The organism is Methanobrevibacter sp. (assembly GCF_045541095.1).
GTDB lineage: Archaea > Methanobacteriota > Methanobacteria > Methanobacteriales > Methanobacteriaceae > Methanocatella.
Genome location: NZ_JAZQIJ010000101.1, coordinates 1 through 11,861 on the forward strand (window position 1 = coordinate 1; position 11,861 = coordinate 11,861).

Here is an 11,861-nt window from a genome sequence, read left to right on the forward strand (position 1 = left end):
AGAAGGATTAATACGTTGGATACGACTACAAAAAATCCGTTGGACAGAAAGAAACGTTATAACTCAACAATCAAAAAACTTCAAAGATCAAATCAACACAGAAAAAATCGAAGCTACATCATGACAATTTTAGACAGTGCCATTCTAATAGTTTGTTTAATATTAGTTGGTTAATTTCTTTATCAAATTCCTTTTCTGACTCTGTTTCTGATTTAAATGAAAGTTCAGATGATGTTGGATATATTTGGATGGAAGACGAAAATGGAAATATAAAATTAACTCCTACAACTGATACATACGTTGAAGGTTCTGCAAGTGCACCAGGTTAATGGAATATTATTATCATTAATGGTTGGGGATTTAAAAGTTTTTTCCCTTGCACTGCAATATATATGCGCTGGTTGATGTTTGAAACAAATGTTTGTTGAAATAACATCGATTTTAAGATATTGTTAGTTGATGATTAAGATATTTTTGGTTGATGATTAATTTTTTAAAATTTATTAAATTACTTATTTTTGTGATTTAAATAGTTTTAATTAAAAATAAAAAATTCATGTTGGTTGATGATTACCTTCTTTTTTTTAACAGGTGCAATTTTTGCACAAGTTGAAGTTTTACTCAATTCTTCATTTTTTCAAATGTTTTGTAATCTAGTAACTTTTCTTAAAAATTGTTTTGAGTTTGTAAAATTGATTTAATATTGTAAAATTGTTCTAAAAGCAAATAAAAAGATATTTAAACGATTATAAACTAATTATTATTAAAATTTCAATAATAATTAACTTCAAGGTATTGAATGAGATATTAAAACTGGTTACACGATATTATTTATATGCTCGGTTTCATATATTATACTGTGAAATTATTTTTGCAATGTTTAAAACTGTAATGGGGTTTTTAAATGAATGATAATATAAGTTATGACTCTGAAAAATTTAAATCAATGATACACTACATTATCAGCAGATGTCACACAAAGGATAATTTTGCTAGGGTTGTATTATATAAATTATTGTATTTTTCTGATTTTGATAATTATGAGAAATATGAAAAACCGATTAGCGGTGAAACTTATATTAGAAAACAAATGGGACCAGTTCCTTCACACTTTTTTGAAGCTATTGGCGAATTAATTGATGAAGGAAAAATAGCTGAGAGTTCCGAACGTGTTATAAATTATTTAAAATATAAATATTCCTCATTAACCGACCCTGATATCAGTTTATTATCCTCTGATGAGATTCAAGTAATGGACGATACAATCAATAAACTTTCTCATTTCTACTCTGAAGAGATAAGTAAATATTCTCACGGTGATATTCCTTGGAGATTAGCAAAAGATGGCGAAATATTAAATTATGAAGCTGTCTTTTATAGGGATCCTGAATATTCTGTGAGGGAGTACGATGACTGAGTACAAGGGTTACACATTTGAATACCATCATAAATTTAAAAAAGAGTTTCAAAAAACTTTCGCCAGGCACCAATGCCCTACAATTAAAAGCGACTTTAAACTCTTGTATGATATTTTAATTCAACATCTTTCGGAATCCGATAAATTTGAATCCCATGTTTGTATGCGCATGGCAGGTTTAGAGAATCATGTGAACGTGCCTGCATTCATTATTAAAAAGTTCCGTTGTGAAGGAATAAATAAAGGTGTAAATTCAGGTTTCAGAATAACATTCCTCTTTGATAAAGAAGAAAGTAAATTTATTTTTGTCGAACTGTTCCATAAGAATAAAAAGAAAATTCCCGATAAGAATCGGATAAACGAATTATTCGTTAAAGAAATTGAAATCAGTGATGAATTATATGAACAGGAAGAATCATATTTAAATTCCTATTAATGATAATGAATATGAATCAACTACAAAAAAATACTGGATTTATATTGTATACAATTATTCTTGTATTTACTGGCAGTTACTAAAATTAAATGTACGAAGTTAAAACATCATGATAATGTTTTAAATCCCTTTCACGTAAATTCAATTTAAACATTAACTCAATAATCAACGCATTGAGAAATGCACTGGCAGATATTTCAAATGCGCTGCCATTTAATATCAATTCCAAAGGACTGTCTTTATCATGCAATTCGGATAATTCAGGATGCAGACCGAAAATAATGTCATCGTAATCTTCATCAAAGTTTAGATTATAATATTTTTGAGGCAGAGAATCAATAACTATGCAAACATCCGACAAGTTAGCCAATGTACTATTTTTGTTTCCGCAAACCGACAGCACCCTAACGTTCATCAACTTTAACTGACCAATAAGATCATCAAGTGAACCTACTTTGCCGGATTGTGAAATAACAATAACAACATCATTACGAGAAATTGGAGGGCAATTAGAATCCCCACTGACATAAACCCCGAATCCTAAATGAGTCAATCTATTAGCAAAATCCTTAACGATTAACTCATACACACCCACACCAACAACAAAAATTCTATTTGGACGATATGTTACCCTTCTGGTTTTTGCCTTAATGATTGCATCCCGGAATTTACAGATGGCTTCAGATTGGGCATCGATAACATTGAACGTATTGTCCACATTCTTTAAAATTTCATCAAAAGCCAAAACATTAATCTTATTGGCTGAATTATTCTCATATTCGCTTGAATCCAAATCAACAAAATCACCTCTTCCATATTCCCTATAAGTTTTGTCCTTTATCATAACAGGGCGGGAATCATCACCACCCCAATCTCTGATTTTAAAACCGAATAGGCTTAATGCAGAAGTGTATTTATAGACATATTCCTCTTCATCCAATGTTGTTTTCAATATCCCCTGAATGTTGTGCAGCTCATATTCCCATTCGTCATCCATTTCAATTACATCAAAATCTTCCAGATAGATCGGCAGTATGTTTTTTCCTTTGTTGATGGCATACTTGAACTCTTTTTTAACGTTGATTGAATCGATTGAATTCTGCGTTACGAAAATTATATACAAATCACATGCCTTGAGATGTTCCAAAATATCACTCAACCATTCATTTCCCGGCGCTATTCCTTCATCATACCAGATATTATATCCCTGGTCATAGAATCTTTTAATTTCCGGATAAACACGACCCGAATCAGCATGTGCATAGCTAACAAAAATAAACGGATCGCTTCCGGAATATGCTGGGAATGGAATTCTGCCAACTCCCGGAACCAGTTTGCTTTCAACAGGACCATTTTTTTGAAATTTGGGAGTTTTTGAGGATGAAGACGAATATCCTATGCTGTTGAACACATCATGATACTCCATTAAATCATTTTCACGCAGATTTAAACAGTACATCAACCTTACGATTACCGAATCAAGCAATACCAATGAAGACAAATCAAAAGATACACCCTTTAGGATTAATTCCAACGGACGGTAAATATTAGCTATGCCCCTGATTTCAATAGGCAGCTTATTAATGTACTTATTAAGATATCTGTCGGCCAAATCTGTGGATCTCTTAGGCAAGTATTCAATATTTTCCCTAATTTCATAATCACTTTCAAAATTAATTAAACTTCCAGGCAATGATTCGATGAAAAATTTAACATCATCATCACTTAAATAAACTAATCTTTGAGGTGTATGTTTGGTAACGATTTTTGCATCTGATTTTCGAGCCAAATCTGAATCGGCATTACCACATACCGCTAAAAAAGCAATATCATCGATTTTGGAATCCTCAATTATCTGAGTAACAGAATTGGACTTGCCGGATTTGGAAATTATAATGATAATGTCCCCATTCCCTAATGGCGGCATATTGAGTTCGCCAAAGATATATACAACAAAGCCCAAATCCATCAATGACTTTGAAAATGATTTTGCAATCAAATTAGAAATTCCCACACCTGCAATGAAAATTCTAGTTGCCTCCTTTGAAATTCTCCTATTTGAAGCGGATAAGATAATTCTGCAAAACTCATCGATGAACTTTTCCTGACTTCTGATAACAGACTTATTTCTGTTTATTGCCCACAATATTTCTTCGAATGCCAATTTCATATATTCAAGTTCAGACATTTTCAAACCCTCAAATCCAGTGTTTCAATCATGCTAAAAATTAACAGTCCTATAAGTATATTTCTTTGAATGGTTATATAAACAATTATTTAATGTCTGAATTAACCGTCTTATCCCTACCCTTTTTTGTTTGAATTTGGTATTGGCCTGATTGAAGCTCTAAGATTAACGGCAGGGATTTCCAAAAACACCACAATCAAACCATTTGATATATATCCAAAATTCAAATCGGATTTGAAAAGCAATAGGGGTGATGTTAATGTGAGCCAGACCACATTAAACGATGGGATTGACAGCCAACATTAACAATAATCAGCCCTGCCTTCAATTAAACACATGGCACTGAAGGCCCGACACAGCAATAGATAAACGCCCGATTTCGAATTTCATTAATTATAAATAAATTCCCCACCATAGTTAATTATATTGAGTTTAGGATTTGGTGAGAATGGAGATAGTTAATAATGTTATTGATGCGATATTGAATAATATAGAAAGTGCTAAGGAATATCTGGATGAAGAATCATTAAATGAATTTGAAGATGTGCTCATTCAATCTGATAACATTTATTTAGTCGGTGCTGGAAGATCAAGGCTTGTTGCAGAATCATTTGCAATGAGATTGACCTATCTTGCCTTTAGTACATATGTTGTAGGCGAAACCATTTCTCCCGCAATTCGTGAAAATGACTGTCTTGTTGCCATTTCCGGTTCCGGTGAGACCAATACAATAGTTTCTGCTGCAAAAATTGCAAAAGGGAGAGGTTCTAAAGTATTAGGTATAACATCATATCCCGAATCCAGTTTAGGCATGATAGCAGATGTCGTAATTACAGTCAAAGGCAGAATAAATCAGGAAATGGATGATGAAAATTACATGAAGCGCCAGATTCATGGAAACTATACTTCACTTACCCCATTAGGCACGGCCTTTGAATTGACCGCTTTGGTAATTCTGGATGCCATTATTTCTGAAATGACAAACAGAATATCTGGTTGTAAATAAAATTTAAAACTACACTTACTTCATAAGTGAAATTTTTCATGCTTAAATTTAGATAAGAAAGTAAATACATGATTTTTCGATGCCCTACTTTTTGTTACTATATAAAGTTTTCTATTTTTGTAACTAAAAGTAATTAAAACTTAATTCATTTAATCTTTTGTTTTTGCTATTTATGATGTTTTATTTCATTAATTTTATCAATTATTTTGTTAATATGCATAATAACTATTTAAAATTAAATTAAATCAATTCTATCTTCTTTAAAATGCTTTTTGATAGATGGTGAAATGTAGATGTTGTAGAAACTGGGGAGTCAAACTATTCTAATTCTTTGATAGCAATTATTTTCATATCCTTTTTGAATAATTTATATTCATTTTTAAGTTTATTTGATGCTTGAGTTTGAAGTGGTTTTGATGAATTATTTATAATGTATTCTAAAATGGACTCATTGGTAAAAATTGCATTTTTAATTAGTGCATCTACTTCGTTTAAACAAATAGAATGACTAATTGGGGGTTTAATTTTAATTTTATTATTGTTGACTTTTTCTAATCTGTTCCGCAATAGTGAATAGGGTAAATTGTGTTTTTCCATATCGTCCCTGTAAAGCTTGTTTAACATCATTGAATCGGTCATATTGTATATGCATTTAATTCTAATTTCAATATTAGCTTTTTCAAATATTTCATATAAAAGATTATTATCACTTATATTTTCAATTGCTTTTAATGTAACATATTTGTTGGGATCATTAAGAGCAATATATTTTAAGGTATTTTGATTTAGATAATTTTTAAGGTATGCTTTTGAAATATTGTATCCTAATCTTTGTTTTGCCATATATGAAAATAATTCAAAACCATATCTATGGATAATTTTATATTTCAGGTCTTCATTATATGTTGTTAGGGCAATCTCAATTAATGCTTTATCATTGTCAACTTTATCTAAATTTTTACCATTGTCCTCTTCCAATAATTCTTTTAAAACTATTTTTGCAAATTCCCAAACATATTCTGATTTATATTTTGGGTGTTTTTTAAATTTGGAGTATATTTCATCACAAAACTTTGGATAATCTTTAGAGTAGTCAAAATTAAAAGGAAATTTGTTGAAGCGATTAAAATAATATTGTGGGGTGGGAGCATCTAATGTTATGTCAATATCGCCCAAATCAAAATCTTTATTTACTAAATTAAGGGCAAAACCCTGTAAAAACCATCTATTGTCATTTAATGCAATATTTAATAATTCATATTCGTCATCATAGGATTTAATTGCATGCCAATTGAGAAAATGTCTTTTATGAAGAATTGTTGCTTTTTCAAGTAAACTCATATTTAATATCTCCTATAGGATAATTAAGAATATATTATCGGTACTGTTTTCTATGGTTCCAGATTTTCCTTAAACTACTTAAGCCACCACAATTTTGGTCAAATAAGTCCATACTTGCAGTTAATTCAGCTACTTTAAGGCTTGCTTTACAGCCATTTTTAATTAAACGTTTACCTTGGGGTTTTCTCATCCTGGAAACGGCATAATCTATATCATGTGCAGATGCGACATTTATTCCCAATTCCGAAGCCAGATCGTTACTTGCATGTTGGGTGTGGAAACCCAGAATTTTTACTGCGGGAACTCCTAAAGCGCCAACTTCAATTGTCACTCCCATTCCGGCACAGTAAATCACTCCCTGTGAAGCATTCATCAGACTAATCATATCCACATAACCCTCAATAATAAAAATATTGTCTTTAGTGATATGGGGAGCTATAGCGGATGTTTCAAATCTGTATGGGATGACCAATACTGTTTTATCTATTTTTTCCACTTCTTTAATTATTTCAGGAATGTCTGAAGCTCTTGTATCTCCGCCTAAAAAAAGAACATAAAAATCATCATGCTGATACTGTTCATATATTTTTTCAGCTTCCAATATCGGAACTCTGCTCACGTATTCCGCCAGAGGATATCCGTTTATATTTACAGTATTTGTAATGTCATACAGCTCTTCCAGCTGTTTCATGGCGGTCTTGTTTGGAACGGTGATTAAATCCGCATAGGCCATCATTTCTATAGGATTATAAATGTCCTGTTCTATGTGAAGTTTGGGTATTTTTAATTTTTTTGATGCTGCGAGTCCTTTTCGCACATCCCCTGCATTTCCACAAGTCACTGTTAAATCAACAGGATGTTTTTTTAAAGCTTTATATGTGCGGATAGTGTCTTTTAAAACCAGTTTGGCGATTGTGAAATTGCTTCTTTTTTTGGATGTGTTCCTACGCCCTTCACCTATGGAATAAATTTCGCTACTGTAAGGGGCCAATAATTCCATTGCCCCTTCACTATGGGTTAAGGATAAAATATTTGCATCAATTTTTTCAATGACTGGAATTAAAGATTTTGCAGGAGCCGTTTCTGCTACAATAGCGATATTCATTTATTTTCCACCTTTTTTATAGTAACTAGATAAATTAATAAGATTATTGAAATTAAATAGAATAAAATCACGACCAAATCGGTAGGGCCGGTTTCTATCCATATTATTAAATGTGCCATCAATATTGCATACAATCCAATAAAAATGCTTTTGACATTGGTCTGTACTTTATAAATTAGATTAATTACAATTCCTAAGATTGTCATTTGCACTAGCATGGCAATTAACCCGAAATCCAGCAGCGCCGGTCCGAAAATGGTTGAGGTTGTTGAATGCGCATAACCTAATGTTGTTGAGCCGACAATCACCCTCGGATCTGAAGATTTAAAAAATCCCATCAGGGTATTATATAATAATTGGCCGTGGGTGCTGCCCTGCATGAATGCTGCATGGTCCAGGACCTGTAAAGTATATCCTGCTCTATAGAATAACAGTTCGATTGGAGTTGACCTCCAGGTTTGCCATTCAATTGATTTAACCGCAATAAATCCCACCGCCACCAGCAATATAAATATGGCGATTATGGATAATATCAAGTATTTCCAAGGCAAATCCTTAGTATAATACAATGTTATCAATACGCTTATTACAATAGCCATTGCGGTTGTCCTGTATCCGGTAGATACAAACAGCAATAAGCCCAATATGAACAGCAGATAATATTTTTTGTTATCATATTTTGCAAGCAGAATATTAATCGAAGGCAAAAAGATCAGATAACTTAATAGCCATATCCTTGTTGCAGCGCGTGCCTTAAGATAGCCGCTAAATAGAGGAATTCCGCCCAAATATATTAAATTCACTACTTGAAGTAATATTCCGATTATTACCAATGATAAAACCAGACGCTCCGAGAAAATTTTATCTACTTTTTCAGATTTTAGAGTAATTTCCTTATTCTTAAGAAAATAATTCGATAATACAATTCCCAGGATAAAAAATGCAAGTCCTAAGAATATTACGCCAATAGTGTATAAATCAACACCAACTAACCTGTTTAAATGATAATGAAAGGCTACTTGTGAAACTATTAAATAAACAATAACCAATAGAACAAAAACCATTGGTGAAAAAATATCATATTTTTTATAATCCATTATCATCTACCATAAAATAGTTAATTAGCCTAAAATAAATACTAAATATATAATTATATTTTTATAAAGTTATATAAACATTTTATTTTAATCAATAAGTGAAGAATATGTCTAATAAGGTACTTAAGAATAGTTTCATTTTAGTAATAGGTAACTTACTTTTTAGAGTAGGAGGTTACATCAATAGACTATTAATGAGTAGAATGCTCGGACCGGAAGGATATGGGTTGTATGGATTAACTTTACCGTTTCAGGGAATATTCCAAATCTTATCTGCTGGCGGTTTGCCTCCGGCAATATCAAAATATGTTGCGGAATACAATGCAAAAGATGAAAAAGCATTGACCAGGCAAGTTATTTATACTGCAACCAAGTTCATGGTTTTAATGGCAATATTGCTGAGCATTATACTGTTATTTTCATCAGATTTTATTGCAAATGAAATATTTCACAAACCTATGGTCGTATGGCCATTAAGGGCTGTTAGTCTAATAACTCCTTTTAGTGTAATTGTAGGAGCTATGAGAGGCGCATTTCAGGGTGTTTATAAAAATGAATACACTGTATATAATAGGATGGCAGAACAACTGGCAACAATTGTTTTTGCAGTCGTATTTGTTTATTGCGGATTATATGCCATGGGGGCTGTACTGGGAGGAGCATTCGGTTTTATAGTTTCGGCCGTAACTGCAGTGTTATTGTATAAAAAATTTATCAGTCCAATGTTTTATTCACAGGATTCATTGAATTTAAGTTTTAAAGAAGAATTAAAATTGTTATGGATGTTGATTTGTTTTGCAGTGCCTGTAGCTATTACTGCATTATCTGAAATGGCAATTTATGATGTTGGCACATTGGTCATAGGTGTTTTAATGTTATCTACCGATGTAGGGTTTTATAATGCTGCTGACCCTATTTCAAGAATTCCATTAGTTATTTCACTTTCAATTTCAACAGTATTGCTTCCTGCAACAGCGGAAGCTTATGTTTTAAAAAATCAGAAATTATTGCAGGAATATGTTGTGGACTGTTTAAGATATTGCATTCTTACAGTTATTCCGATGTGTGTAATTATAAGCATGTTCAGCATGCCTCTTATTCAGCTGCTGTTTGGAAACGTTTATTCTCCAGGATCAGGAGTTTTAAGTATCTTAGTAATAGGAATGTCTTTTTATAGCGTATATATGATTAGCAGCAGCATACTTCAGGGTACCGGAAATCCCAGACTGCCGATGTATATTCTGCTTTTAGGTACTGTAATGAATGTTGCATTGAATGCGGTTTTTGTAGAAATGATGGGAATTATTGGTGCTGCCATAGCTACAACAATAACCACAGGAATATTGATGATTGTCATAATGCTGTTTGTAATTAGAACTACCAAAATATCAATTCCTTGGAAAAATATATTCCTGGTATTGGCCTGCAATCTGATTTTGATGGCAGTTTGTTTCATAATTCCTAAAACATTAATCGGTTTGATTGTAGGAATTTTAATTGGCAGTTCCGTTTATATCGTATCATTAATAAGGTTAAAAGTTTTAACAAAACGTGATATAAGCTTTTTCAGTCAGTATATGAATAAAATTCCTATACTGAAAAAATATACTCCTAAACTAGTTGATTATATTGTAAAAAAGGAACTGATATATAAAATGGAAGAATAAGTTTTGAATGTTTTAACAGAGAGCATGTGAAAAAAATCAGCTGTTGGTTGGAGTTCTGATTTTATAAAAAATGATTGACACGGCTACGACTGCCACCATTATCAGAACATCAACTGTAATTTCAAATGAATTGGAGCTCATGAACAGATTTATGATTCCAATAATCCACATTATTACAATCAGGACAGGAAGCACGTATTTTATTACATTTACCCATAGTGATCCCACTTTTATCCTTGACTTTTCGTTCAATACAGGTATCAGCTTCTCTGCACCGAAATACCATCCGAAGATGATGCACTGAATCGCAACCAGAAGAAGTATTGCAAACTGGTTGATGAAAGAATCGACAATTCCTACAAGATAGCTGCTCATTCCACAGGTGAAAATCATTGAACCTGCACATCCGATAATGCACAATATTGTTGCTGTCTTTTTTCGGCTCATGTTGAATTTTGCTGAAATGGTTCCGATTTCAACTTCTAAAAATGAGAATGAAGATGTCATTCCGGCAAAATATACTGCTATAAAGAAAAGGGGTGCAAGTATGCGTCCGGCCACACCCATCAGATTGAAGATTTTTGGAAATACTACAAATATAAGTCCTGTTCCTTCACTTACAATTTCAGTTAGGGGAACTCCTGATGTTGCAGTCATATAACCTAATATGGAAAATACTCCAAATGCGGTGAATATCTCAAAACTTGAGTTTGATGCGATTATAAATAGCACATTGTCGGTCAGCTGAGAATTGTCGGCAAGATAGCTCGCATAGGTTAATGCTAGGGCTTCACCCATTCCGAGTGAGAATATAATCTGTGAAAATGCTGTAAGCCATATGTTTATGTCAAGAAGTCCTGCCCAATTGGGTTTAATCAGCGCATCGATTCCGATGAATGCCCCAGGTAGCGTAAGTGAGTATACGACAATGGCAGCCATAATTATGAAAACCAGTGGAATCATGATTTTGGATGCAAGTCCAATTCCCTTGTCGATGGACTTGTGTGATATGAACCATAGGGCCGCCCAGCTTATAATGACACATATTGCAACCGGGATGAAGAATTCTCCAAATGATGATAGGTTTTCTGTTCCGCCGACATTCTTCACGAAGTATAGTGCAGTATCGCCTCCCCAACCGAATGTCAGGCTGCTTCCTATATAGAACATGTCCCAGCTGATGATTACCATATAGTACATCAGAACAATCGTGATTGAAAAAATAAGTATCCACGCTATGAATTCAAATTTCGGATTAATCTTTTTAAGTATTTCCGAAAACGACCGCTTGAATGAAAATCCTATGCCGTACTCCAGTATAAGAAATGGAATTCCCATAACAGCTATTGCTACAAAATATGGGATGAAAAATGCCCCTCCACCGTTGGAGTAGACTACATAGCTGAATCTCCAGATGTTTCCAAGGCCTATTGCAACACCAATCATTGCAAAAATGAATGCCCATTTCGAATCCCACTGTGCATATTCGCTCATATATTAATATTGTATCGTAAAATATTTAAATTATTTATATTTTATCAAAAATATTGCAAGAATACCATGACCTCTTAGGTCATGGATGAATTGCACAAAAAATTACTTAT

Annotated in this window: 11 protein-coding genes; 6 read left to right on the plus strand and 5 right to left on the minus strand. The window is 32.8% G+C overall.

The features are described 5' to 3' along the window. Positions 1–152: 152 nt before the first annotated feature. From ACKI2P_RS04405 to ACKI2P_RS04415, 3 genes are all read left to right on the plus strand, one after another. On the plus strand, positions 153–329 hold the full coding sequence (locus tag ACKI2P_RS04405; RefSeq protein WP_407375382.1) for a hypothetical protein: 177 nt from the start codon (positions 153–155) through the stop codon (positions 327–329). 575 nt (positions 330–904) lie between these two features. Continuing rightward, on the plus strand, positions 905–1,417 hold the full coding sequence (locus ACKI2P_RS04410; protein ID WP_407375384.1) for a Panacea domain-containing protein: 513 nt from the start codon (positions 905–907) through the stop codon (positions 1,415–1,417). Further along, positions 1,410–1,853, plus strand: coding sequence for a hypothetical protein (locus ACKI2P_RS04415; protein WP_407375386.1), 444 nt, complete (start codon positions 1,410–1,412; stop codon positions 1,851–1,853). Before ACKI2P_RS04410 ends, ACKI2P_RS04415 begins: the two co-directional genes overlap by 8 nt. 85 nt (positions 1,854–1,938) lie before the next feature. Here the strand turns inward: ACKI2P_RS04415 and ACKI2P_RS04420 are convergent, their stop codons facing one another. Beyond that, positions 1,939–4,041, minus strand: coding sequence for an SIS domain-containing protein (locus tag ACKI2P_RS04420; RefSeq protein WP_407375388.1), 2,103 nt, complete (start codon positions 4,039–4,041; stop codon positions 1,939–1,941). 126 nt (positions 4,042–4,167) lie between these two features. Between ACKI2P_RS04420 and ACKI2P_RS04425 the strand changes: the two genes are divergently transcribed. Both ACKI2P_RS04425 and ACKI2P_RS04430 read left to right on the plus strand, forming a co-directional pair. Next, complete coding sequence (locus ACKI2P_RS04425) at positions 4,168–4,347, plus strand: hypothetical protein (RefSeq protein WP_407375390.1); 180 nt, start codon at positions 4,168–4,170, stop codon at positions 4,345–4,347. 142 nt (positions 4,348–4,489) lie between these two features. Then, entirely contained in the window at positions 4,490–5,047 is a 558-nt protein-coding gene (locus ACKI2P_RS04430; RefSeq protein ID WP_407375392.1) for an SIS domain-containing protein, read from the plus strand. Between the two features lie 318 nt (positions 5,048–5,365). Here ACKI2P_RS04430 and ACKI2P_RS04435 read toward each other — a convergent pair whose 3' ends face one another. The 3 genes from ACKI2P_RS04435 to ACKI2P_RS04445 are packed head-to-tail and all read right to left on the minus strand — an operon-like array spanning position 5,366 to position 8,590. Beyond that, positions 5,366–6,388: a hypothetical protein gene (locus tag ACKI2P_RS04435; protein ID WP_407375394.1), complete on the minus strand. Its 1,023-nt coding sequence runs from the start codon at positions 6,386–6,388 to the stop codon at positions 5,366–5,368. 34 nt (positions 6,389–6,422) lie between these two features. Continuing rightward, entirely contained in the window at positions 6,423–7,493 is a 1,071-nt protein-coding gene (locus tag ACKI2P_RS04440; RefSeq protein WP_407375395.1) for a hypothetical protein, read from the minus strand. Continuing rightward, entirely contained in the window at positions 7,490–8,590 is a 1,101-nt protein-coding gene (locus ACKI2P_RS04445; protein ID WP_407375397.1) for an oligosaccharide repeat unit polymerase family protein, read from the minus strand. Before ACKI2P_RS04445 ends, ACKI2P_RS04440 begins: the two co-directional genes overlap by 4 nt. 107 nt (positions 8,591–8,697) lie before the next feature. Between ACKI2P_RS04445 and ACKI2P_RS04450 the strand changes: the two genes are divergently transcribed. Beyond that, positions 8,698–10,257, plus strand: coding sequence for a flippase (locus tag ACKI2P_RS04450; RefSeq protein ID WP_407375399.1), 1,560 nt, complete (start codon positions 8,698–8,700; stop codon positions 10,255–10,257). Between the two features lie 36 nt (positions 10,258–10,293). Here ACKI2P_RS04450 and ACKI2P_RS04455 read toward each other — a convergent pair whose 3' ends face one another. Next, positions 10,294–11,751: a sodium-dependent transporter gene (locus tag ACKI2P_RS04455; protein WP_407375401.1), complete on the minus strand. Its 1,458-nt coding sequence runs from the start codon at positions 11,749–11,751 to the stop codon at positions 10,294–10,296. Between the last annotated feature and the right edge of the window lie 110 nt (positions 11,752–11,861).

Excerpts from the sequence above, each read along its gene's own strand:
- ACKI2P_RS04410 (WP_407375384.1), top strand. The coding sequence starts at position 905 with ATGAATGATAATATAAGTTATGACTCTGAAAAATTTAAATCAATGATA.
- ACKI2P_RS04415 (WP_407375386.1), top strand. The coding sequence starts at position 1,410 with ATGACTGAGTACAAGGGTTACACATTTGAATACCATCATAAATTTAAA.
- ACKI2P_RS04420 (WP_407375388.1), bottom strand. The coding sequence starts at position 4,041 with ATGTCTGAACTTGAATATATGAAATTGGCATTCGAAGAAATATTGTGG.
- ACKI2P_RS04430 (WP_407375392.1), top strand. The coding sequence starts at position 4,490 with ATGGAGATAGTTAATAATGTTATTGATGCGATATTGAATAATATAGAA.
- ACKI2P_RS04435 (WP_407375394.1), bottom strand. The coding sequence starts at position 6,388 with ATGAGTTTACTTGAAAAAGCAACAATTCTTCATAAAAGACATTTTCTC.
- ACKI2P_RS04440 (WP_407375395.1), bottom strand. The coding sequence starts at position 7,493 with ATGAATATCGCTATTGTAGCAGAAACGGCTCCTGCAAAATCTTTAATT.
- ACKI2P_RS04445 (WP_407375397.1), bottom strand. The coding sequence starts at position 8,590 with ATGGATTATAAAAAATATGATATTTTTTCACCAATGGTTTTTGTTCTA.
- ACKI2P_RS04450 (WP_407375399.1), top strand. The coding sequence starts at position 8,698 with ATGTCTAATAAGGTACTTAAGAATAGTTTCATTTTAGTAATAGGTAAC.
- ACKI2P_RS04455 (WP_407375401.1), bottom strand. The coding sequence starts at position 11,751 with ATGAGCGAATATGCACAGTGGGATTCGAAATGGGCATTCATTTTTGCA.